At 40.4% G+C, this 21,941-nt stretch carries 25 protein-coding genes and 1 pseudogene; 16 read left to right on the forward strand and 10 right to left on the reverse strand.

Annotated elements, in window-relative coordinates:
• The first annotated feature begins 45 nt into the window (after positions 1 to 45).
• The gene (locus EIZ58_RS12120; protein ID WP_134701090.1) at positions 46 to 516 is read left to right on the forward strand and encodes a hypothetical protein; all 471 of its coding nucleotides are present in this window, start codon (positions 46 to 48) and stop codon (positions 514 to 516) included.
• On the opposite strand, the gene EIZ58_RS12125 is transcribed toward EIZ58_RS12120, so the two are convergent.
• Positions 469 to 1,569: an ATP-binding protein gene (locus EIZ58_RS12125; RefSeq protein WP_134701091.1), complete on the reverse strand. Its 1,101-nt coding sequence runs from the start codon at positions 1,567 to 1,569 to the stop codon at positions 469 to 471. The genes EIZ58_RS12120 and EIZ58_RS12125 overlap by 48 nt on opposite strands.
• A 396-nt stretch (positions 1,570 to 1,965) precedes the next feature.
• Between EIZ58_RS12125 and EIZ58_RS12130 the strand changes: the two genes are divergently transcribed.
• The 5 genes from EIZ58_RS12130 (at position 1,966) to EIZ58_RS12145 (ending at position 4,692) form a co-directional block, all read left to right on the forward strand.
• Complete coding sequence (locus EIZ58_RS12130) at positions 1,966 to 2,469, forward strand: hypothetical protein (RefSeq protein WP_134701092.1); 504 nt, start codon at positions 1,966 to 1,968, stop codon at positions 2,467 to 2,469.
• Positions 2,470 to 2,661: 192 nt separating this feature from the next.
• Positions 2,662 to 3,009: a hypothetical protein gene (locus EIZ58_RS12135; RefSeq protein ID WP_134701093.1), complete on the forward strand. Its 348-nt coding sequence runs from the start codon at positions 2,662 to 2,664 to the stop codon at positions 3,007 to 3,009.
• A 144-nt stretch (positions 3,010 to 3,153) separates the two neighbouring features.
• On the forward strand, positions 3,154 to 3,600 hold the full coding sequence (locus EIZ58_RS12140) for a protease complex subunit PrcB family protein (protein WP_134701094.1): 447 nt from the start codon (positions 3,154 to 3,156) through the stop codon (positions 3,598 to 3,600).
• Between the two features lie 103 nt (positions 3,601 to 3,703).
• Positions 3,704 to 3,892, forward strand: coding sequence for a hypothetical protein (locus EIZ58_RS33270; RefSeq protein WP_167577649.1), 189 nt, complete (start codon positions 3,704 to 3,706; stop codon positions 3,890 to 3,892).
• 236 nt (positions 3,893 to 4,128) lie between these two features.
• A complete protein-coding gene (locus tag EIZ58_RS12145; RefSeq protein ID WP_167577650.1) occupies positions 4,129 to 4,692 on the forward strand; it encodes a hypothetical protein in 564 nt (187 codons plus the stop codon).
• On the opposite strand, the gene EIZ58_RS12150 is transcribed toward EIZ58_RS12145, so the two are convergent.
• The 5 genes from EIZ58_RS12150 to EIZ58_RS12165 all read right to left on the reverse strand — a co-directional run bounded on the left by EIZ58_RS12150 (position 4,650) and on the right by EIZ58_RS12165 (position 8,120).
• The gene (locus EIZ58_RS12150) at positions 4,650 to 4,937 is read right to left on the reverse strand and encodes a DMT family transporter (protein ID WP_240689054.1); all 288 of its coding nucleotides are present in this window, start codon (positions 4,935 to 4,937) and stop codon (positions 4,650 to 4,652) included. The two genes, EIZ58_RS12145 and EIZ58_RS12150, sit on opposite strands and share 43 nt — an antisense overlap.
• A gap of 225 nt (positions 4,938 to 5,162) precedes the next feature.
• Positions 5,163 to 6,641, reverse strand: a complete 1,479-nt coding sequence (locus EIZ58_RS12155; protein ID WP_134701096.1) for a potassium/proton antiporter — start codon at positions 6,639 to 6,641, stop codon at positions 5,163 to 5,165.
• A 15-nt stretch (positions 6,642 to 6,656) separates the two neighbouring features.
• The gene (locus tag EIZ58_RS12160; protein ID WP_134701962.1) at positions 6,657 to 7,466 is read right to left on the reverse strand and encodes a YitT family protein; all 810 of its coding nucleotides are present in this window, start codon (positions 7,464 to 7,466) and stop codon (positions 6,657 to 6,659) included.
• A 150-nt stretch (positions 7,467 to 7,616) separates the two neighbouring features.
• On the reverse strand, positions 7,617 to 7,742 hold the full coding sequence (locus EIZ58_RS34810) for a hypothetical protein (protein WP_255438256.1): 126 nt from the start codon (positions 7,740 to 7,742) through the stop codon (positions 7,617 to 7,619).
• Positions 7,743 to 7,775: 33 nt separating this feature from the next.
• Positions 7,776 to 8,120 carry a hypothetical protein gene (locus tag EIZ58_RS12165; RefSeq protein ID WP_134701097.1) on the reverse strand — a complete coding sequence of 115 codons (345 nt, stop codon included), beginning with the start codon at positions 8,118 to 8,120 and terminating at the stop codon, positions 7,776 to 7,778.
• 376 nt (positions 8,121 to 8,496) lie between these two features.
• Between EIZ58_RS12165 and EIZ58_RS12170 the strand changes: the two genes are divergently transcribed.
• Positions 8,497 to 8,787, forward strand: a complete 291-nt coding sequence (locus EIZ58_RS12170) for a DUF6199 family natural product biosynthesis protein (RefSeq protein WP_205672174.1) — start codon at positions 8,497 to 8,499, stop codon at positions 8,785 to 8,787.
• Positions 8,788 to 9,037: 250 nt separating this feature from the next.
• On the opposite strand, the gene EIZ58_RS12175 is transcribed toward EIZ58_RS12170, so the two are convergent.
• The 3 genes from EIZ58_RS12175 to EIZ58_RS12185 form a co-directional block, all read right to left on the reverse strand.
• Positions 9,038 to 10,456 (reverse strand): sodium:solute symporter family protein, encoded by a 1,419-nt coding sequence (locus EIZ58_RS12175; protein WP_134701098.1) that lies wholly within the window; start codon positions 10,454 to 10,456, stop codon positions 9,038 to 9,040.
• Positions 10,457 to 10,518: 62 nt separating this feature from the next.
• The gene (gene speB / locus EIZ58_RS12180) at positions 10,519 to 11,502 is read right to left on the reverse strand and encodes an agmatinase (RefSeq protein ID WP_134701099.1); all 984 of its coding nucleotides are present in this window, start codon (positions 11,500 to 11,502) and stop codon (positions 10,519 to 10,521) included.
• Positions 11,503 to 11,647: 145 nt separating this feature from the next.
• Complete coding sequence (locus EIZ58_RS12185; RefSeq protein ID WP_134701100.1) at positions 11,648 to 13,036, reverse strand: sigma-54 interaction domain-containing protein; 1,389 nt, start codon at positions 13,034 to 13,036, stop codon at positions 11,648 to 11,650.
• A 200-nt stretch (positions 13,037 to 13,236) separates the two neighbouring features.
• Between EIZ58_RS12185 and EIZ58_RS12190 the strand changes: the two genes are divergently transcribed.
• From EIZ58_RS12190 to EIZ58_RS12205, 4 genes are all read left to right on the forward strand, one after another.
• Complete coding sequence (locus tag EIZ58_RS12190) at positions 13,237 to 13,632, forward strand: VOC family protein (RefSeq protein WP_134701101.1); 396 nt, start codon at positions 13,237 to 13,239, stop codon at positions 13,630 to 13,632.
• An 84-nt stretch (positions 13,633 to 13,716) separates the two neighbouring features.
• The gene (locus tag EIZ58_RS12195) at positions 13,717 to 14,169 is read left to right on the forward strand and encodes an SRPBCC family protein (protein ID WP_134701102.1); all 453 of its coding nucleotides are present in this window, start codon (positions 13,717 to 13,719) and stop codon (positions 14,167 to 14,169) included.
• Positions 14,170 to 14,481: 312 nt separating this feature from the next.
• Positions 14,482 to 14,847 (forward strand): hypothetical protein, encoded by a 366-nt coding sequence (locus EIZ58_RS12200; RefSeq protein ID WP_134701103.1) that lies wholly within the window; start codon positions 14,482 to 14,484, stop codon positions 14,845 to 14,847.
• A gap of 305 nt (positions 14,848 to 15,152) precedes the next feature.
• Positions 15,153 to 15,671 (forward strand): hypothetical protein, encoded by a 519-nt coding sequence (locus tag EIZ58_RS12205; RefSeq protein WP_134701104.1) that lies wholly within the window; start codon positions 15,153 to 15,155, stop codon positions 15,669 to 15,671.
• A 578-nt stretch (positions 15,672 to 16,249) separates the two neighbouring features.
• Here the strand turns inward: EIZ58_RS12205 and EIZ58_RS33275 are convergent.
• The gene (locus EIZ58_RS33275) at positions 16,250 to 16,393 is read right to left on the reverse strand and encodes a hypothetical protein (RefSeq protein WP_167577651.1); all 144 of its coding nucleotides are present in this window, start codon (positions 16,391 to 16,393) and stop codon (positions 16,250 to 16,252) included.
• A gap of 38 nt (positions 16,394 to 16,431) precedes the next feature.
• On the opposite strand from EIZ58_RS33275, the gene EIZ58_RS12210 reads away from it, so the two are divergent.
• The 5 genes and pseudogenes from EIZ58_RS12210 to EIZ58_RS12230 all read left to right on the forward strand — a co-directional run bounded on the left by EIZ58_RS12210 (position 16,432) and on the right by EIZ58_RS12230 (position 21,819).
• The gene (locus EIZ58_RS12210) at positions 16,432 to 17,031 is read left to right on the forward strand and encodes a hypothetical protein (protein WP_134701105.1); all 600 of its coding nucleotides are present in this window, start codon (positions 16,432 to 16,434) and stop codon (positions 17,029 to 17,031) included.
• A gap of 226 nt (positions 17,032 to 17,257) precedes the next feature.
• Positions 17,258 to 17,965, forward strand: a pseudogene (locus tag EIZ58_RS12215) (bifunctional acetaldehyde-CoA/alcohol dehydrogenase); the annotation flags it as partial.
• 197 nt (positions 17,966 to 18,162) lie between these two features.
• Positions 18,163 to 19,545, forward strand: a complete 1,383-nt coding sequence (gene fumC / locus EIZ58_RS12220) for a class II fumarate hydratase (protein ID WP_134701106.1) — start codon at positions 18,163 to 18,165, stop codon at positions 19,543 to 19,545.
• A 101-nt stretch (positions 19,546 to 19,646) separates the two neighbouring features.
• Entirely contained in the window at positions 19,647 to 20,015 is a 369-nt protein-coding gene (locus tag EIZ58_RS12225) for a hypothetical protein (protein ID WP_134701107.1), read from the forward strand.
• Positions 20,016 to 20,214: 199 nt separating this feature from the next.
• Positions 20,215 to 21,819 (forward strand): ABC1 kinase family protein, encoded by a 1,605-nt coding sequence (locus EIZ58_RS12230; RefSeq protein ID WP_134701108.1) that lies wholly within the window; start codon positions 20,215 to 20,217, stop codon positions 21,817 to 21,819.
• Positions 21,820 to 21,941: the final 122 nt, after the last annotated feature.

Here is a 21,941-nt window from a genome sequence, read left to right on the forward strand (position 1 = left end):
CTCGAAAAAGCAACCATTAACTAATGCAAGGTGAGAAGTGATGGAATGGAAAAATCGAAACATCTTGAGGTGCTTCTATGGAGTATTGCTTTTCCAGGCTTTGGGCAATACCTGAACGGAAAATTTTTAAAAGGACTTACGTTTCTAATTTTGGAATTTGTAATCAACATACAATCGAACTTAAATATCATTATTATTTCAAGCTTTCAAGGTCAAATTGAATCAGCAATTGATCAAGTGGACTTTCGATGGCTATTGTTCTACCCCTGTGTTTACCTATTTGCAATGCGGGATGCTTATCGTGATGCCGGAGGCGGTAAAGAACCCTATGCCTTTCTTCCTTTCGTATTATCTGCTTATATGGGAACGATAGGCGTAATCTACTTAACGGAGATATACGTTTATGGACGAAAATGGGGTCCTATATGGTTATCGATCCTATTTTTAATTATCGGTATTGGCGTTGGTTTAATTGTGAAAAGGATGCTTACTAAATTGGAAAGTAAACCTAAATAAAAGGACTGGTTTCAGTCCTTTGTTAAAGTCGAGCAGTCTACCTTTCCCCACTTGACTTTGAACTTTTATGCTACCCATATGGTCTTTAATGATGTCATGGGTTACCATTAAGCCTAACCCTGTCCCTTTCTCTTTCGTTGTGAAGAAAGGTTCCCAAATCCTTGCTAATTTCTCTTTTGGAATACCAGAACCTTGGTCACTAATACGGATAGCAATATCAACAACTTTTAATTCCCTACATTGTACCGTAATACATCCACCTTGAGTCATCGCTTCAATCGCGTTCTTAACAAGATTAACAAATACTTGTTTTAACCTATTTTCATCACATAGAATAAGTAATTCCTTATCATCGAACTCTGTTGTGATTTCTACACCTTCCATGTTGGCTTGGGTTTCCAAAAGTGCAATGACATGATTTAATATAATTCTAACGTCTATTATGTTATGTTTTGTTTCTTGTGGTTTGGAGAGTACCATAAGTTCATTAAGAATCAGTTCGATCCTATCCATTTCTGATTTCATGATCTTGACGTACTCTTCTTTTATTTTTCCATTTTCAATCAGAGATAGGAATCCTTTTAGTGCAGTTAAAGGATTTCTAATTTCATGAGCAATCCCTGCCGCCAATTGACCAGCTACCGTCAATTTTTCTGATTGAATAGCTAATTTTTCCGCGTTTTTGCGTTCGGTAATATCCCGGATAATAACCTGTGGAAATACTTCATCTTCCACACAATAAGGTGCAGCCATAATCTCAACATCAATGATCTTCCCATCGATACGGATGATCTTTTGTTCCATTAATTCTGCGGGTACTTTCTTACTCATCAATTTACTCATTCTTTGTTTACAGATTTCATGGTAATCGTGATGAATAAAGTCATACAAATCTCTTTCTAAAATATCGTCCGGAGATGTTCCACCAAAAAGATCAATACACGCTTCGTTTAGATACACTATTTTTCTTTGATTTACAATGAACATAGGAGTTAAGGAGCGTTTAACCAATTGGTGAAAATCGACAGAACGACCTCCAAACTGTTCGATCATTTCATCAATATCCTTTCTTAATGAGGTGCCTTAAATAATTATAAGTCTTCATACAATACTGTTACGAATACAATTTTTTACAATAAAGCACTTGCAATAGTCCGTGTATATACTTCATTGATTTAGTTTAGTAAATCCTACCATTTGAAATATTAGAAAAGATTGCACAAATGGTTAAGTTTTGTGCCATAAGTTCTCGTAATTTATTTCAGTTTTGATAAAGAAATTTTATCAAATAAATATACATCTAAGAGGAGTTGCTGTGTCAGTAGTTTGTTAAGCTAAACGGGGATCGATAGTGGAACAGGGCTACTTCGCTCGTAGCTCTTTTCTTTTGCTCGCTAAAGGTCAGAAAAGTTGGATAAAAGGCAATGATAGTGGCAAAGGAGTGATATTTTGAGGAATTTAATAAAACCAATCTGCTTGATGATGGTTCTTGTTCTTGTAAGTTGCCAAAACCAACAAGTATCTCACCTTGAAATCGATTCAGCCACTATGAAGCAAGTGACAAATATACTCAAAGAACAAGTGGGTATCTCACCAATATTTAATTCAAATTTTGTGAGAGTATCTTGGACTAGAGAAGCAAATGAACAAATACCTTCGCTTATGGATGCCCTTCTAGTGACAATGGAGCCAGTAAGGAAGATTGAAGAACCAAAAGGCTTAAAAGAAGACAGAGAAATAGTGAAAGCTGAATACCAACATTGGAGTGACAAAGGGTTTCTTCATAAACAAATCATCATATACATCCCGACTAGAGTAGAAAAACCGCACGATAAAATTATCATGATGATTAGCGATGAGAACTTTAAATCTCAGTATTTTCTACTTAAATCGAATGAAAAGGAAACAAAAAAACTTCTTAATTGGGTTAAAAAACGTGGACTTTTCAACTAAGAAGTTGTTCGGCGGGACTCGATAGCGGGGGAATGTGATCGTCATCCATCTTCTGCTTGTTTGTTGTGATAACGGAAGTTTAGTTTAATAAATCACCATTCACTATTTAAGATATGGATATATTTACCGTAAACAAATTCCATGTTCTCATCGGCAATAACAATGAAGGTAATTTATCAAGAGGGGTTTGTGATGAGAATCTTATTGACTTTTTTGTTTTTCACTTTGCTAATAGGTTGTTCATCCAGTTCAACATCCGAAGGTTCTTACGCTGTAAAACCATATCCTCCAGTGGTAACGTCGGAAAATAAAGCATACGTGGAATCTGGTGAAACGGTATCTGCCGAAAATATAGGGAAGCAAATCGGAGAAGTGAAAAGTTACGTTGATCCCAATGAAACCATGCCAGAAGAGGATGACGGTTCCACCTTTGCTCCTGTCGGAAGTAAACTATATGAAATCAAAGGTATGAAATTAAAAGATGGTTTTGCAGTTGAAATCAATGGGGAGTACCGTAAATTAACCCATTCCGAACCATGATAATTGGGGTATTAATACGACGGGATTCGATAGCGCGGGACGGGATCAACATCAGTCCCGTGTTTCATTTTCGCGGTAACGGGCAGGACAAAGCAGTACCATGATATACTTAAATTAGAGAATCTACTTTTATGAGGGAGTCGAATGAAGCATCTATTGATGACAATATCCTGCCTTTTGTTTACGGTAATCTTAGGCTGTTCTTCACAAGGGGAACCTAATTCTAAGATTGATTCCGTTATACCAATTGAAATCATAAATACCGACACCTTTAATTTCTGGATTAAAGAAAAAGAACCACAAGGTATATGGTTCAATGAAACGATGAATACGAAGAAAGAAGATAGAGGAATTGAACGTTTTGACTATGGCGATAAAACATATCTTCTGATTTCCAGCGGTATAAAGCCATCCGGCTTCTATGAAATCGAGTTAAAGGAAATCACCGATGAAGAAGGGGTTATCACAATCGTAGCAGAAGATGTGCCTCCACAAAGAAGTGAAACTCCTTCAGTAATGGAGAACCCAAGGTTGCTAATGTCTATTGATCGTACCGATAAAGATGTACAGTTAGAATGGCATGAGAGCTAGATACAGCTTCTTGCTGCTCCACTAACGGGGTTCGATACTTCGATAAAGAGCTGTCTGCCAGCTCTTTTTTAACAGGTAACGGGTAGATGTTTGGATTTTTGTTGTGGTACAATTTGGTACAAGAGGTGATTTAATGGGTTATGGCTCTTTACTTATCATTTTGGGTGCCGTGGTTTTGTTGGCGATGGCAATAGAAAAGAATGCAAATAAAATAGCATCAAAGCAGGAGGAAGAAATACATTTATTAAGAGAAATATCAAGTAAATTGTCTGACCTAAGTAAAGACAGGTAGTCTTGCACTAATTTAGTTTACCTAACAGATTCGTTAGCGTGATAAAGGGATGCTCTCTTGGCATTCTATTTTTTTATTCCGCTCCCGGATTCAATAGCATGATAGTGATAAGAGGTTCGAATGATACTTTCTAATTCACTCATATTATAAATATTTATGATACAGTGACATCATATTGAGGTCAAATGGAAGTAGAGGAGAAAATAATGTCTCGTTTATTTGTTCTGTTAGGGATGATGTTTACGTTAGTGACTACATTCTTAATCGGGTGTTCAACATCAACCGATAAGAGGATTATGGTTGAAATAGAACAAGCCATGAAAGAGAAAAATATTAGTTACAAAGAAATTATACATACCGAAATTATAAAAAACGGAGTACTCGTTTTTTATATACACAGGGAAATGCTGCATACCAGTCTTTTTAAAAGGCAAACAGGAGAGGTATGGACATTCATTTCTTCAGGTCCTTCCGCTGATTTAAATCCTAATAAAGACCTATCACTAGGTGTATCAGTTAAACCTTCTATTCCCTTGTCAATTTTGTGTGGTGTGATTTCGAACCCTGAAATTGTAAAAGTGATAGGAGTAGCGGATACTTGGAAAACCGAAAAAACCGCAAAAATAGTGACTACGGAAAGTGGCGAAAGGATTTGGTTTGCTTTTTATGAGCAGCCAATTGAACCAATTTTTGATGTAATAGGTCTATCTAAAGACGAAAAGGTGATATACAAAGAATGGAATGAAATTGGAAGGGGTCAAAGAGAATGGTTACTTAAACACGGTTTTACCACAGAATAAAACGCTGATGAACAATAGGTTGATTTGTTCTTGGGCTCTCCGTATATAAACATTCCGACTAATGCGCTTCCTACCTTTCCAATTCCAGTCCAAACCGCATATGCGGTGCCCATAGCTAGGCCTTTCATTGCAAGGGCTAAGAAAATAAAGCTAGATAAAAATCCACCCACCAATATTGAATAGGATGTAACAGAAGGTGATTGATAAACTTTGGTTATTCCAATGACACACCAAACAACTTCCAAACACCCAATTTTTGCTCATGTTACTGCTTCCCTTCTTTTTGTTATTTTCACCTATAATTCATTGGAAAATAAAAAAAAAGCCCGAGAGAATACCATAACTGTAATTCTCCCAGACTTTTATCCCTCCATGAACACTGACATCACTTGCGTTTTCTTCTCGGAACAGGGGAAGGACATAACCACTTTCCCGTAATTGGAACGATTTTCACCTTTTAAGAGGGTGATCTAAGCTTCGAAAGGGGTGTCTGTCTCTTGCTGTTTCTCACTCATAAATACCTTTTTCACACGCTCTCTGTGTGCCTTATTAATTAACACGTAAAGAATATCTCCTGAGCCTAATTTGGTACTACCTCGCGGAGTGATTAATTTGTCTCCTCTAATCACGGCTGTAATCAGCGTATCCTCTGGTAGGAAAAGATGTCGTAATTCCTTTCCCACAACGTTTGATTCTTCTTTGATGTGAACCTCAATAATTTCACTATTCGTCTTACCCATAGATACTAGCTCTAAACTATGAGGAACATTAATCTTGTCACCGCCGGAAAGTCCCAGTTTATTAGCCAAAGGAGTAATACTTGCTCCTTGAACTAACGCAGAAATCAAAACAACGAAGAACACAACATCAAAAAATAACTGACCATTCTCCAAACTAGCAATTAAAGGATAGGTTGCTAGGACGATTGGAACTGCTCCTCTTAGTCCTGCCCATGAGATGAATATCTTTTCCTTCACTGAAAACTTCATAAAGCTCGTACTAATGAATACCCCTATTGGTCTAGCTACAAACATGAGGATGACTGAAAGTGCAATACCCTGCCATGTGATGCCGAATAATTCGGTTGGGAAGACGAGCAGTCCTAGGATGATAAACATCAGGATTTGCATCATCCAAGCAAAACCCTCGTTGAATCTAAAGATGGAGTGCCGATAGGTTAAATCTGAATTTCCCATCCAAAGTGCCATGACATAAACGGCAAGTAAACCGCTCCCGTACATCAAAGCGGTAGCGCTATAGGTGAATATGGCAAAAGCTAAAGCCAATACCGGGTATAAACCTGAAGAATCAAGGTTTACTCGATTGATGCTCCAAACGGCTAATCTTCCCATAATGAGTCCCATCAAAAGTCCAAGACCCATTTGCCATAAAAAGCCGATAATCAAAGTAAAGAGATTGTTGGCTTCGGGAGCTTGGATTAATTGAATCAGAGATATCGTCAGGAAAACTGCCATCGGGTCGTTGGTTCCAGACTCTGCTTCTAATACAGAAGTCAATCGACGCTTGATATTTTTGTTACCGAGAACGGCAAAAACAGCAGCAGCATCAGTTGACCCAACAATCGCCCCGAATAAAAATCCTTCTAACCAAGTAACTCCAAGAATATATTTGGCAAAAACGCCTACAACAATCGTTGTTAAAAGAACTCCTAGTGTGGCTAGGGAAAGAGAGGGGGCAGCCACTTTTTTAACATCTGTCCATTTGGTTTGTAATCCACCTTCAAACAAAATGACAATAAGAGCTAGAATCCCGAACAACTGGGTAAGAAAAGCATTATCAAAATAAACAAAGTGGCTGAGCACCATCCCTACAACGATAAAGAGTACCAATGAGGGCAATCCAAATCGACTGGAGAACTTTGTTGTAATGACACCAACAACTAACAGAATCGCAAATAAAAATATCGAATTGTCTGTTGTAAATTCCATGCACACCTTCCCCCTTTAATGGATGTTTCTTTTTTTGAACCGTCCTCCCTTTACATCATGGATATTTCCAATGGCAAGGAATGCAGCACTATCAATTTCTTCAACAATGGCTTTCATTTTGGCTTCTTCTAATCGGGTGATAACACAAAAGATAACTTTCTTATCCTCACCAGTATACCCGCCTTCACCTTGCAAATAAGTGATACCACGACCTAAACGAGCCAAGATGGAATCGCCAATTTCTTTAAAATTTTCACTAATGATCCAAACGGATTTAGACTGATCCAGACCTTCAAGAGTAATGTCGATCATTTTAAAAGCAACATAATAGGCAATCAGAGAATACATTGCTCTATCCCATCCAAAAACAAAACCGGCACTTCCTAAGATAAAGAGATTGAAGAACATAACTACTTCCCCAACGGAGAAAGGGGTTCTCTTTGTAAATAAAATCGCGATGATCTCCGTACCATCTAGAGATCCTCCATACCGTATAACTAGCCCAACGCCTACCCCCAGAATGATGCCCCCAAATACCGCAGCAAGCAAAGGATCTTTGGTTAAGACTGGAACGGGGTGTAAAAGGAACGTTCCGATTGACATAATACTGATACCAAACAAAGTCGAGATTGCAAATGTTTTCCCTATCTGTTTATAACCAACAAAAAGGAAAGGCAAGTTTAATATAAAGAGCAAAAAGCCTAGTTTAATCTTCAGAAGATGCGCGAGAATAATGGAAATCCCAACTATTCCACCGTCAATAACCTGATTTGGAACCAAAAAAATTTCTAAACCTATTGAAACCAAACATGCTCCTAAAAACATAAAAACTGTTCTTTTCAATAAATTCAGTTTTGTGAGTTTTTGATGGTGAATTTGTCCTTGAAATTGCGGTGCTGCATCCAACAATTTTCACTCCTTATCTTGATAAGATATGGACAACCAGCTCATGATGCTGGGTGTCCATGTTTTATTCTAAGGTTGAAAATAGTAAGCAAGAGGAAGGACTACTGCTAGAATAACGATGCTAATCATAAGCATTCTGTAGATATCGTTATTCAAATCATAATCACCCTTTTTTGGTTCTTTCTCTTGGTCCATGATGAACCTCCTTAAAAGTTTTAGTTATAACTTTTAAGGAAAAAAAACCATCAGTCTGCTATTGAACACACGAGGATATAGATTAAACCTTTGTTTTAAGATCGGAATAAAAGAGGATAGGAAGAGCTTAACTTCCCTCAGATAATGAAATGAGGTTGTCGTTGTTGCCCAAACAAAAGATGCTAGAAGGAGCAAGGTAAGGATTGTGTTAGCATGGGTAATAACCCCGATATATCCTTCTTGTTTCTTCAGATCAACCAGTTCATGAGAAACTGGGGTATATTCATGGTATGCTGATGCGTTCTTAGGTTGGGTTACAATGGTTGTATATATAGATAACGCTACAATAGTCGAAATAATAATTTTAAGTGATTTCACAGGAATGACCTCATATAAAGGGATATAAAAAAGGTATAACAGGATGTATTAATATTATAACACGTAGTCTGTGCTTATTTAATACAGGAAAGGGCTCGAAGTAATGTAAAATGCCCCAGCTGTTATGGGCAGCAGTTGTTTGGCTTTCGTAAGGTTTTCCGTCGATAACTTATATGGTGTACCTGACTAACCTTTTAGCGGTACAGAAGAACTATCCGAACGCAAGCCGTGAAAATGTGGGGGAAAAGTAAAATATTAGGAAATTAAGATTGTAAGAGGTGAAATGTATGATTGGAATTCCGAAACCCTTTATGGATTAAATCGTATTTGAGAGAAAAGACTATTTCAATCATGTTAGCCATAAGGAGGGACATCCATGGCTGGTATAATTATTGCAGTTATTTTATTACTTCCTATATATGGAGTGTTAATCTGGTCTTATTTTTACCCAGAAGAAAGTATGTTGTTTTTTGGGAAGAGGTGGATGTATAAAGAAGAACCTGAGTTATCTGAAGACGCAATTAGTTATACAAAATTTGTATCGATTATTGCTATCTTCATAGTAACTATCATTTTGGTAAGTTTCATCTTTGATAATCCCTTAGTCAGGCTATTATTAGTTCTAGGATTGGTTTCTTTTATTGGATATAAATTAATTAAGAATTAAAAAATCCTCAACTAACAGAGATCGATAGTGCAGGAAGGTTGCTTTGGCAGCCTTCCTTTATTGTTGAAGTAAAGGAAGAGAGTCAATATGATAATGGATACTATCATGCAGGTTTTTAAGGCTTTATTCCATTCCGTTTTATCTATTGTTTTCTTACTCATTCTTTTTGCCTTCGATCTGCAGGATACTGGGGCGGATACGTTTATGAATAGAAAAAAGCCGGTTCTAAAGACCGGCTTCCATCCTTTTCTTAAGCAAATTTCTTTTTCTCCAAGTCTTCATCTGTTGATACTTGCTTCTGGTTGGAGAAATCTAGCAATGAAACAACAATAATGATGATAAAACTAGTAGCCATACCGTATAGGATAGGATTAGTGGAAGTAATGCCTTCTATGGCTAGGCCAGCTAATACAACGACGGTACTGCTGATAATGGAATAGAAAGCGGCTTTGGCTGTAGCTCGTTTCCAGAAGAAGCCCAATACGATGGGGAAGAAAACTGCCCCGGATAAAACAGCATACGCGACGTCAAGAGCCACGAGAACATCTTGAATCCATAAGGCAAAAATAATCGTAAGAGTCCCGATAAGGAAGGTAATGATGCGTGACACTTTTAAGAATTGTTTTTCGCTGATGTTAGGCATGAAGAATGACTTAATAATATCATTTGAAATCAGTGTCGACGAAGCGAGTAAAGTTCCAGAGTACGTCGACATAAGGGCGGATACTACGGCTGCGAGTACTAGGCCTAATATCCCATTTGGCAAAATGGTTATCGCCATGGCGGCAAATGTATTTTGAGTTGAATTTAGGTTGGGAATGACAATAAACGCACACATCCCGATGATTGCAACCACAATCGCATAGAGCAAACTATATATTCCGGCGTAGATAGTCCCTTGGCGAGCGATCTTAATCGTTTTAGCGGTAAATATTCTTTGCCAAATATCTTGAGCAACAACCATGCCTAAACCAAAGAGTAGGAGGTACTGGAAGATTCGATCTCCGCCAATGCTTGCAATGTTGAGGTAAGATTCCGGTAATTGGGTTTGTAGCGCTTCAAAGCCGCCTGCTTTCCAAAGACTCATCGGGAACATGATAAAGAATACGCCGATCGTCATAACCACGAATTGAATGATATCCGTCATCGTTACGGACCACATTCCGCCAAGCATGGTGTAAAATAAAACAATTCCCCCACCCAGCAGCATGGATAAAGTAAGGTTCCACTCCAGAAGCACATTAAGTATGGTTCCGATTCCAATAATCTGAGTCACGGCAACCATCATGGCATAGATAGCTGCAACAATGGCGCTGATAAGCCCGGTTTGCTTGTTATATCGCACTTCAAGCATTTGACTAATGGTCAAAACATTTAAACCGGCAATCTTTTTAGCGAGGAAAATGCCCAGAGTAGCAATCCCGATTCCTAGCATGGTAACCAACCAGATCCCCGAAATTCCAAATTCGTATCCCAGTCTGGCCGTTCCAATCGTGGAAGCGCCACCAAGGATAACAGCAGCCAAACACCCAAGATACATGAACATCCCTAGGTTTCTTCCTGCTACCATGTATTCTTCAGAGGTGGTCGCTCTTTTTGAGCCTAGATACCCTACGAAAACAATCATTCCAAAATAGATCAGCATAATGATGACATCTATGAAACTCATACATTTTCCCTCCTTTTAGACCTTATTCCCCCCGAAAAAGGGGGGATGGAAAACCATTGATCTTAATTTGCGTTGGAAAACGAAGCTTGCTTGAGATTTTCTTCCTGAACCTTGCGCTTCTTGAGTGCAACTAAGGAAATCATTTCAAAAGCTACCGCGGAGGCAGCAGCAGCTGTTATTTCTCCACTGTCATAGGCTGGCAACACCTCGACTAAGTCAAACCCCAGAATGTCTAATCCATCAAGACCGCGAACGAGATCAAGGGCATCTGCGCTAGTGGGCCCACCCACTTCAGGGGTACCCGTACCTGGGGCATAGGCGGGGTCAAGGAAGTCAATATCAAAAGAAACGAAAACGGGACGTCCGGCCACGCGCTTATGAATTCGATTTAATACTTCAGAATAGCCAATCTTTCGGATTTCCTTCATGGGAATCACTTCAAATCCAAGATGGCGGGCATCTTCTATGCACTCCGGACCGTACAGGGGTCCGCGCATACCGACCTGGATGGAATGGTTCACATCTAACAGACCTTCTTCTACTGCACGTCGGAAGGGGGTGCCATGCATATATTTTTCGCCATAATAATTGTCCCAGGTGTCACTATGAGAATCAAAATGAACAAGCGCAACAGGACCATATTGTTTAGCAAAAGCTCGTAAATTTCCTAGAGAGATGGAGTGATCGCCTCCTAGAATGATGGGAATGATAGACTTCTCCAGGATCGGAGCCAGACCCTTTACCATATTGTCATAGGTTCTGTGAATATTGCCAGGAATAACGTCAATGTCGCCATAATCTACACCTGAACAGTAATCAAAGATATTAATGTTCTGATCGGGATTGTATGGACGTAGCAAAACGGAGGAGTTGCGAATATGCTGCGGACCATATCGTGCACCCGTTCGATTCGATACAGCGGTATCGAAGGGTACCCCAACAATGACGAAATCGACATTGTCTGTTGTCTGGATATGCTCCAGCCTCATAAATGTACGAATGCCACAGAATCGGGGGGATAATGAAGAATCTTTTGGTTGATACATTATAGTAAACCTCCTGTTGATAATAATCTCTATCTTAAATGAAGCAATTATCATGCCAAGTATTCAAGCGAGAGAGAAGAGGATTTTGATTAATTTTTGGATCAAAACACGAAAAAAAGCGATTCATGAGTGAATCGCGATTCGTCTATGAATCAATTTGGTATTGTTTAAGCTTCCGAACCACGGAAGGTTGGCTAATTCCTAAGTACTTCGCCATTTCTCTTGTTGTTTTGCAATGCCGATAAGCTCGAAACAACCATTTTTTTTCTACCTCTTCAATAGCCTCTTGCAGAGTGGGGATGTGATCCATCCCTTGCTCAGTTTCGTCCTCCACACTCCAATTTTCCCATTCGTTTACAGGGTAAGGCAGATGTTTGGGTTCGATTAAACCATCCGTGATTAGAACCAGTCTTTCCATCAAATTCTCTAGTTCTCTTACATTGCCTGGCCATGAGTAGTGTAATAGCGCATTATAGGCATTCGGATCTAACATGCAGTTCTTGCCGTATTTCTCGTTATTCCTCTTTAAGCTCTCCTGAAGTAGGAGCTTGACATCCTCTAACCTGTCTCTAAGTGGTGGAATGCCAATAGGTATGACATGGAGCCGAAAGTATAGGTCTTCACGAAAGCTTCCTTTTCTCATCATTTCTTTCAGATCCTTATTCGTTGCTGCGATGATACGGAAGTTAACGGGGCTGGGTTTGGTACCTCCTACGCGTGTCAGCACTTTTTCTTCAAGTACTTTCAACAGTTTCACTTGCATGTTCATGGGGATTTCTCCTACTTCATCGAGAAAGAGGGTACCGTTATGGGCCAGTTCGATCATTCCGGGCTTTCCCTTATGATGGGCACCCGTGAAGGAACCCGCCGCATAGCCAAACATCTCGGATTCAAACAGCGTTTCAGGAATCGCCCCGCAATTCACTTCAATGAACGGACCCTGGTGTCGATCGCTTTTTTTATGAATTTCGCGTGCAAACATACTTTTTCCTACGCCCGATTCTCCCAGCATTAGCACGGATGCATCCGACTTGGATACCCGATGAACCAGATCCCATACATGATTCATCTCATTGCTCTCAAATATCACTCCACCTGTTTTGGTTTCTCGTTCACGTACTTCCTCAATTTCCGTTTCATAACGTTGCATAACGAGCTGAAGTTCCTCGAATTTGTCTTTAAGCTGTTGAATTTCGGTTAGATCATGCGAAAAACTAATGACTCGTATAAAAGCCCCGTTACTATCAAAGACGGGAATCCCTGTCGCCATGACGAACCTTCCGGTTTTTGTTTTTTGCATGACTTGCGCTTGTTTTTTCTCTTTTAGAACCTTCACCGTTACAGAAGGAGAGAATATCCCCTGCCTTTCTAACTCATAGACCGACTTGCCAATGAGAGAATCGGTGTCACTTCCGTAGATCGAAATACAAGAGGGACTGGCACGTAAGATAAGCCCTTCATTATTCGTGATCACAATATTGTCATTGGAAGCTTCCAAGATCGCTTTCAACTCTACTTCAATTAAATGATTCAAAAACGATCCCCCGCAATCAAATGGATTTCATATGTTGGTATTATACCTCAGTTGGTGAGTCATTGCTTTGATACCTACGGATTGATTCAGAAGCCAAGGATATCATTGGAGCTTCTTGAAGCGGGTTATAAAAATTGAATATATTTCCAACACTGTTATAATGAAAGATAGGATTTGTAAGCGAAATATGGGAGGAAATCATGGGAAGATTAGTTCATTTCGAAATCCATGTAGATGACATGGAACGGGCCAAGACGTTTTATGGAGAGGTATTCGGATGGTCCTTCCAGGATTGGAGTGAATACGCGGGAATGCCGTACTTCGGAGCCGTGACTGGCGATGAGAAGGAGCCTGGGATCAATGGTGCTCTGATGCAGCGTCAAAGTGCTCCGCCGGAAAGAAACCAAGCTTTAAATGGATTTGCTTGTACCATGGGAGTGGAGAATTACGATCTAACGGAGGCGAAAATTATAGAGCTTGGCGGTAAGGTGGCCATGCCCAAATACGCCCTGCCTGGTATGGCATGGCAAGGATACTATATAGATACCGAAGGTAATCTATTCGGGATTCATCAACCCGATGTACATGCAAAATAGAACCCATAATAGCTAAAAGTTGCCTCGATGAGACAACTTCTTTTTGTATTGGAGCGACTTACCTTTCAGAGAAAGGAGATAATCATGAAGGAATGGACGAAAGAAATGGAAATCCAGGCTCCTATTGAAGAGGTTTGGAAGCTATTTGATGGTTCGTTGGAGAATATGCAAAAAATAATGCCGCAGGTTGTGGAGCACAAGCCTATCAAAATAACGGAAGAAGGGGTTGGGACTGTTTATCGCCAAACCTATAAAGAAGGAAACCGGCTTCAGGAGTATGATGTAACTACCTTGGAATATGTAGATGACCCAGAAAAGAAAAAGCTAAAAGTCGGGTTTACTTTAGCCAATTTATTTCAAATCACTGCCTTATATGAACTGATTCAAGTTAATATTCAGACGACCCTTTTTAGGTATACAGTAACGAACACTCCTTTAAAATGGTTCGTCAAATTACTGCTGCTGTTTGCTGGCGAAAAGGTAGTCACGCAGTTTGTGGAACGAGTGAAACGGGTAGCCGAATCACCCATGGAATGAAAGGCTTAGAATAGATTTGCGTAAGGGTTACTGGGTCCTTGAAGAAGGACCTTTTTCTATTGACACGTGAAAGAAATTTCTGAAACAACCATTAATGGTAAAGCGTCCAATTTAAGAGATGATATTTTATATGTTAAAAAATATTCAATTGTCTCTTATCTTTTACTTTGTATTTAGCTTAATAGTATTTTCCATACCTTCAATTGGATAGCTTGTTCCTGCGTTGAATTACCAAGCGTAGAGGGAGAACTTGAACGCTCAGAAGCGGTCTTTGCAGGTAAGGTATTAGAAATTAATGATAAAAACTTTCCAGTGCAGGTTCATTTTAAAGTAACTAATACATGGAAAGGAAATGTAGCTTCTGCACAAACCATAGCCACTGGTTTTGGTGACGCAGATTGTGGCTATGAATTTAAGGAGGGAAAAGAGTACATCGTTTACGCTTCTAAGTCCTCTATGTATGGTGTTGATAAACTTTCTACTACGATTTGTAGAAGAACAAATGAGTTATCTTCTGCAAACGAAGATTTATCTGTTTTAGGAGAAGGTAAACCGACTGAACCAAAGGCCACCCCTATAGACTTAGAGCAAAAAAGCTATATTTGGTATGTTGTCATTCCACTTTTATTAACTCTAGGTGCAACATGGTTCATTAAGAGGAAGAAGGGTAATGAATAGATACATCCAGAAAGAATAGATTGAACATCGGTTAAAAGACAGAAGGAGAGGGATTAGATGGGAGGTAAGTATCATCAGTTTACACTTGACGAGGTTACTATGCAGGATTTCCTATACCTAGTTATATTACTTATTGTTTTTGTGCTATTCAAGTGGTATAGAGACAAGAGAAGGTTTTGATATTCTGGCTAGGAACCGCATATAAGAAATTTATAATAGAAGATTAACGAGAATAGAACAAAATTTATTTGTCACGCTAATTGGAACCTATAAGGGGAATGAATAATAAATGTTGGGGTGAGTAAGTGGCGGTTAGGAATATCATCTATACATTGCTGAGTATTTCCTTAGTTTTAAACATTTGGCTGATCTTACAAAATAAAAAGGAAAAAGAGCGAGCAGATATTGCGACGTTATTTTTAACAATCATTGCAGTTGAAAATAAATTAGATAGCTACGCAAGTTATATTGGCAATCCCGGTTTATTTGAATGGGCGTGGAATGATCCGGCACTTCCCAAAATACTGTCAAACAAGACCATCGACATCATAGCGGGTATTACAGAGACCATTAATATCGCTGAGTCAGATCAAGTTACTATACCTACTGATGTAAAAGGGAATTTAATTATGATGAGAGATATAGTTGAGAACAAGTATTTTCCAGCAACTTTAGAACCGACTACGAAGGAAAATCAGAAGAAAATTATTGATTTTTATAGAAGTATCAAATTTTATTTTGATGTTGGTGGTCCCTCAAATAGCTGGAGCAAATTTGAAGAAAGGATTGACAACTTTCTTAAATCAGAATCCAACAAATATTAAGGCACTTGGAAGTGAGGAAAATCCTACTGAATACCACTGTCATATTAGAGACCTAGTTCGATATACACGGGGACATCGATCGACTAAGAAGACTCAAGCAACAGGATAACCTACCCTTAAAAATAATCGATGTACAAGAATACCTTGGTGGAACTAATAGGAGTTCGATAAGTTGGGCTGCGTTCAGCAGTCCTTTTTTTGTTCAGCGATCTGGCTGGTTAACGAAACAGTACCAATGAATATTAGAAAATGTGGATGTTTGGAGTAAGAGATAGTGAAACATCGAGGTTGATTGGTAGTGGTAAAAAGTCCACTTATCCGAGAAAATGGAGGGAAAAAAGCAAAAATAAGTGGAGAATCGACAACTAGAGCTTCAATAAAGCTTGTAAATTTGAATTTTCAGAGCTAATAGTTGGATTTTTTCCACCTACAAAATGAAAAGCTACTCTATTATTAATTAATAGGTGGAGAATTGCCATCTATTTATTCTTGCTTCCATATTAGATGTTTACGTCTGTGGACTTTTCATGGTTTTGTCTTTAAAAATACCCTGTAGGGGGGTATATTTGGCTTAGTCATTATTCTAATGGATCGATAGCAGGGAATGGATCGGCATCCACCCCCTGCTTTTTGTTGCGGGACGGACTGTAATCTTCAATAACGGATACCAAATTTATGGTAAAATTTTTGAAGAAGTAAAAATCAGGTGTAGAGGTAATCATTGGATTTTTATTCACTGATTAGGTTTTAGGAGGGGACGATGAAAAAGATAGTAATTGCAATTGTAATCATCTTCTTGATATCTATTCTTTTATATTTAAGTGGATATAGATTAGATGGACTAAGTGCTGCAAGAGCAAACTCATTTATCTCGAAAGATTCAGTGCTATTGGATGAAGTTGAGTATAGTTGGGGAAAGGTATTCATTTTTAATTCTCCTGAAAAACCAGTTACAGCGATAAGTTCTAAGTCTTTTGGCTTTTTGTGGGTTTCAAGGATGTCCGTGTACTATTACCCTAATAAAGATCTGATAAAAACGATAGGTGGGGTCTCATATGTAAGTGATCAAAATAAGGCGACAACAGTAATAAGTGTATGGTCAAGTGACCCCAAGATATCTTATATCGAAATTGGACCCGAAGGAAATAGAATAAGGAAAGAAGCAATATTGAATTCGCCTATTACATTTTCTTGGGATAAATCATTTCAGTGGAATGATTTAAAACCGCAGGCATTCAATAAAGACGGGAAGGTTATTTATGAGTATCGCTACGCTAAATCTAATTTTATTAAGCATGAGGATTTAAAGTGGTATCCTGTTTTGCAAGATGAAGACCAAGAAAAGTCTATTAGTAATTGAACGGGGATTGATTGTTTGATAATTTGCTGCATCCGGCTTCTGTTTGCTCCACGAAGTGGATAATAGATGTAAATAGATTAGGTGATAAAAATGAATGCGCAGCTAAAAGAATTTGTGAATGATTTAGTTTTCTTGATTCATGAGAAGTACAACGATAATCTACAAAACACCGACAAAGAAATCGGGGCGATAAGACCTTTAGAATAGGTAGTAATCAAGCCTATAATTGACGCCGAATGTAGCGATTGTGGATTCCAACCTCGTCATGACCATGCCAAAATCGGTCACCGCTGACAGCGGAATGGATGTCCTGACCCACGCCATAGAAGCTTACGTTTCGGTAATGGCTTCTGATTATACTGATGCCTTGGCTCTTAAAGCGATCCAGCTCGTTTTTGAATATCTACCTCGTTCGTACAGAAGTGCAGAGGACAAGGAAGCCCGCGAGAAAATGCATAATGCGTCTACCATAGCTGGGATGGCCTTTGCCAACGCATTCCTGGGCATAAACCACAGCTTGGCCCATAAATTGGGGGCAGAATTCCATATTACGCACGGAAGAGCGAATGCCATTTTGCTGCCTCACGTCATTCGCTATAATTCAGCGAAGCCAAGTAAGTTTGTTTCCTTCCCGAAGTATGAAAGATTTATTGCTGATGAAAAATATGCCCAAATTGCGCGCTCCCTGGGACTTAAATCATCCACAGCGGACGAAGGGGTGGAAGGTCTGATTCAGGCCATTCAGAACCTCATGAAGGAGTTGGATCTGCCATTTAGCATTCAAGAGTGCGGAATCAGTGAAAAAGAATTTGAAGCCAAAGTCGAATGGTTGGCGGACAAAGCATTTGAAGACCAATGCACAACAGCGAATCCGCGACAGCAGCTGGTATCCGAGTTGGCCACCATTTACAGGCAAGCTTATAAAGGATCATGAGGCTTTATACACCGAGTCTCTTACATCTTCGGCTACTATCAAAAAAAGCACCTCGCGGGTGCTTTTTTTGATGTCATTATGGAGATTAGCAAGGTTGAGTGATTAGAGAGATAAAAACTGCATGACTGGATAACTTACTATGTTTTCCTGCAAAATATTGACAATGATGAATTAAAAACTAAAAGGGGAGAAGTATAGTGGAATTTCGTACTGAAAGGGATACTTTAGGGGAGATCAAAGTACCTGCAGATCGGTTGTGGGGAGCGCAGACACAGCGCAGCACGCAAAATTTTAGGATCGGTAAGGAAAAGATACCCCAAGAGATGATTCAGGCCTTTGCCATCCTAAAGAAAAGTGCGGCCCGGACGAACCAAAGTCTGGGCAAATTGGAAGTGAACAAGGCCAATGCGATCGTCCAAGCCGCTGACGAAATTCTAGAAGGCAAGTGGGATGACCATTTTCCATTGGTGGTTTGGCAGACCGGAAGTGGGACCCAAACCAATATGAACGTCAATGAAGTGATCGCGAATCGAGCAAACCAGCTGTTAAGCGACAGCGGCCTGCATGTCCATCCTAATGATGATGTCAACCGTTCACAAAGCTCAAACGATACCTTCCCAACGGCTATGCATATCGCCGGATTGTTAGCGATTGAAGATCACGTCCTGCCGGCTTTGCTCAAGCTGAAAGAAACGCTTCGACAAAAGGCTGAAGAATTTAAAGATGTCATCAAAATCGGCAGAACCCATTTGCAGGATGCCACACCATTAACCTTAGGACAGGAGGTTAGCGGATGGCAGCGGATGCTAGAAAAAAGTGAAAGGATGATTAGGGAGAGCGCTGAATACCTTCGAGAGCTTGCGATTGGAGGGACAGCAGTCGGAACAGGGATTAATGCGCATCCGAAGTACGGGGACATGGTGGCGGAAGAGATCAGCAGGTTGACAGGAAAAAGCTTCCTATCGGCCCCAAACAAGTTCCACGCTTTAACCAGTCATGACGAACTGGTATATGTTCATGGGGCTCTAAAGGCCTTGGCAGCCGATCTTATGAAAATAGCGAACGATGTGAGGTGGCTTGCGAGCGGACCACGCTCCGGAATTAGGGAAATTACCATCCCCGCCAATGAGCCCGGAAGCTCCATCATGCCCGGAAAGGTTAATCCGACTCAAAGTGAAGCTCTAACGATGGTGGTTTGCCAAGTCATGGGGAACGATGCGGCGATTGGTTTTGCCGCGAGCCAGGGAAACTTTGAGCTCAATGTGTTCAAGCCTGTGATCATTTATAACTTCCTACAATCGACCAAACTGTTGACGGATGCCATGATTTCCTTTAATGACCATTGTGCCGTAGGGATTCAACCCAATCTGAGCGTAATCAAACGTAATCTCGAAACATCGCTTATGCTCGTAACCGCACTGAATCCTCACATAGGCTATGAAAATGCTGCAAAAATAGCCAAATTGGCTCACGGGGATGATCTGACGTTGAAAGAAGCTGCTATCAAGTCTGGCTTGCTGACCGCTAAGCAATTTGATGAATGGGTCCAACCTGAAAGCATGATCCGTCCTACTGAATAGAAGATAAAATTCATGCGAGAGGGATCTGCAAATGGCAGGTCCTTTTCGTTGTTTGAGTAGGCTTTCGATTATGATAGAATGAAGAGAAAGGGGGTGAAAAAATGAGCGAAGACATGCTTCAGCAACTGATTAAGATGGTGGCCGCCAGTAACCGGCTACAGACAGAAATAAAAGAAGGGTTGGACAAGCTGGAAAGAAGACTTGGAAATGTCGAAACTAGACTCGAAAAGGTTGAAACAAGACTTGGAAATGTTGAAACTAGACTCGAAAAGGTTGAAACAAGACTCGGAAATGTTGAAACTAGTCTCGAAAAGGTTGAAACAAGACTCGGAAATGTTGAAAAGGATGTCCACGAGATCAAGAGTCAGATGTATCGCATGGAACGAATGGAGCGGCAACTCGATAAAACGGTAGCCCGTGTCGACCGTTTGGAAGTTGATGTCGAGCTTCTCCAACAGGAAAGTACCTAAATGGCCCTTCACTGTTTTCCTCTTTAGTCTTCAACATAAATCGCCTCACAGCACAGGTTCCTATCAGGGGAACCTGTTTTTTCTTTCGTCTGAGATGGGAAGTGTTTTTCGAAACCGTGATAGGCTTAGCAAGTTAGAGGATTATGGACCATCGTGAAGAATAAGCAAATACATACGTATTCTTAGGAGGAAGGTTTGGATGGCGAAGTGGAAATGGTTTCGGATGGTCTCCATTGTGGGGATGGCGCTCCGATTTTTCTTGCAGATTTTTTGGTACCAATGGAGGAAAAAATCGGGGCATGAATGGGATGAATTAATGCGCCGCCAAGCACGAGCGTTTAGGGAGAAGGCCATTCGGCTCCAAGGCTTACTTATTAAAGTGGGGCAATTCTTAAGCACTAGAGGGGATATGCTTCCTAAGCCTTTTGTCGAAGAAATTACCCAGCTCGTGGATCAGGTTCCAGCCACAGGTTGGGATCAAGCGAGGGTACAGCTTGAACGAGAATGGGGAAAATCGTACCGTGAAATTTTACGAAGCGTCGGCAGCGAACCGGTTGCGTCCGCATCCATTGGGGAGGTGTACCGTGCCGAGCTGCTGGATGGAACGAATGTGGCGGTGAAGATTCAGCGTACCGGTATTGATAAGGTCATTGCAGCGGACTTTCAAGCCTTAAGGTTCATTACATGGATTGCCCAGTTTACTCCTTTTTCAGATAAGGCCAATTTCCCCATGCTTTACAAGGAAATGAAGTCGGTTATCGAGCGGGAATTGGATTTCAAGAAGGAAATGGAGACCGCGCAACAGTTTAAGGAGCGATTTCGAGAAGAGGTGCAAGTATATATACCGGCAGTGTATTCGGATTACACCACGAAAAAGGTACTGATCATGGAGTGGGTCGAAGGACGAAAAATTACGGATACTGACTTTTTGAACCAATTCGGCATCGACAGAAAAGACTTAGCGGAAAGGCTCTTGGAGCTTTTTATACCTCAGTTTTTGGAGCAAGGCAAGTTTCATGCCGATCCTCATCCCGGCAATGTCATGGTGAATGAGAAGGGGGAGATCATTCTCCTGGATTTTGGGATGATGGGGGAAATCAGTAAAAAAGACGCGGAGCACCTTCAGCAGCTTCTCATTGCTTTAGGTTTGAAAAATTATGCCAAAGCCGTGGAGCACCTGATCAAGCTGGAATTTGTCCTTCCTTCTGCCAACCGAAAAGAAATGGAAAGTATGCTTGAAGAAGCTCTTTCTGTTGACCTGCAATCGTTCAAAAAGATGACCCATATCGAAATGTTGAAAATGAAGATGGAGCTTCAGAAGGTAATAGAGGCCCTTCCCATTCAAGTACCGACCCGCTTCGTGTTTTTGGGTCGATCCTTTATCACGGTGGAAGGACTGATCGCTACGATCTATCCTGACGGAGATTTAGTCGAACTGGGTGAACCCATTCTGAAAGAGTGGTTTGAGCAGCATCAGGGTGGATGGTGGAAGCTGGTGGCCAGTTGGGTTCAAGGACAGCCTTTCTTTCAAATTCTTCAAAGCCTGCCTAGCTTGTTGGAGGAACCGCGCCGATATCGTGAGTGGCAGGAGGAAGCCCAGCGCAGATCGTTTGAGTTTGAACATGCCAGGGACAAAAAGAGGGATGCCTTTATCCTGCTCGTCTTATCCATTGTCTTGGCGTTCATAGCCTACGGGTTACGAAATCCGGCTTTATGGACGGCATCTCTTATTCTTGCAGGTGTTTCCGGACCTCTATATCTCATAGCCTCTAGAAAAGTAAAAAAATGGACACGGCGGAAATAACGGTCATGGAATAGCATTGGCAAAATACGATATCCTTCGGGGAAGCCCAGGTAGGCTTCAACTTGAAAGGTTCTTTTGCTATGATAAGGGAGGTTCCATAGTCATCCTGGAAAGGATTTAAC

Source organism: Ammoniphilus sp. YIM 78166, assembly GCF_004522215.1.
Taxonomy (GTDB): domain Bacteria; phylum Bacillota; class Bacilli; order Aneurinibacillales; family RAOX-1; genus YIM-78166.

Bases quoted from the DNA above. Each gene is read 5' to 3' on its own strand.
- EIZ58_RS12120 (WP_134701090.1), top strand. From the start codon at position 46: ATGGAAAAATCGAAACATCTTGAGGTGCTTCTATGGAGTATTGCTTTT.
- EIZ58_RS12125 (WP_134701091.1), bottom strand. From the start codon at position 1,569: ATGATCGAACAGTTTGGAGGTCGTTCTGTCGATTTTCACCAATTGGTT.
- EIZ58_RS12135 (WP_134701093.1), top strand. From the start codon at position 2,662: ATGAGAATCTTATTGACTTTTTTGTTTTTCACTTTGCTAATAGGTTGT.
- EIZ58_RS12140 (WP_134701094.1), top strand. From the start codon at position 3,154: ATGAAGCATCTATTGATGACAATATCCTGCCTTTTGTTTACGGTAATC.
- EIZ58_RS12145 (WP_167577650.1), top strand. From the start codon at position 4,129: ATGTTTACGTTAGTGACTACATTCTTAATCGGGTGTTCAACATCAACC.
- EIZ58_RS12155 (WP_134701096.1), bottom strand. From the start codon at position 6,641: ATGGAATTTACAACAGACAATTCGATATTTTTATTTGCGATTCTGTTA.
- EIZ58_RS12160 (WP_134701962.1), bottom strand. From the start codon at position 7,466: ATGTTTTTAGGAGCATGTTTGGTTTCAATAGGTTTAGAAATTTTTTTG.
- EIZ58_RS34810 (WP_255438256.1), bottom strand. From the start codon at position 7,742: ATGGACCAAGAGAAAGAACCAAAAAAGGGTGATTATGATTTGAATAAC.
- EIZ58_RS12170 (WP_205672174.1), top strand. From the start codon at position 8,497: ATGGCTGGTATAATTATTGCAGTTATTTTATTACTTCCTATATATGGA.
- EIZ58_RS12175 (WP_134701098.1), bottom strand. From the start codon at position 10,456: ATGAGTTTCATAGATGTCATCATTATGCTGATCTATTTTGGAATGATT.
- speB (WP_134701099.1), bottom strand. From the start codon at position 11,502: ATGTATCAACCAAAAGATTCTTCATTATCCCCCCGATTCTGTGGCATT.
- EIZ58_RS12190 (WP_134701101.1), top strand. From the start codon at position 13,237: ATGGGAAGATTAGTTCATTTCGAAATCCATGTAGATGACATGGAACGG.
- EIZ58_RS12195 (WP_134701102.1), top strand. From the start codon at position 13,717: ATGAAGGAATGGACGAAAGAAATGGAAATCCAGGCTCCTATTGAAGAG.
- EIZ58_RS33275 (WP_167577651.1), bottom strand. From the start codon at position 16,393: ATGATTACCTCTACACCTGATTTTTACTTCTTCAAAAATTTTACCATA.
- EIZ58_RS12210 (WP_134701105.1), top strand. From the start codon at position 16,432: ATGAAAAAGATAGTAATTGCAATTGTAATCATCTTCTTGATATCTATT.
- EIZ58_RS12225 (WP_134701107.1), top strand. From the start codon at position 19,647: ATGAGCGAAGACATGCTTCAGCAACTGATTAAGATGGTGGCCGCCAGT.
- EIZ58_RS12230 (WP_134701108.1), top strand. From the start codon at position 20,215: ATGGCGAAGTGGAAATGGTTTCGGATGGTCTCCATTGTGGGGATGGCG.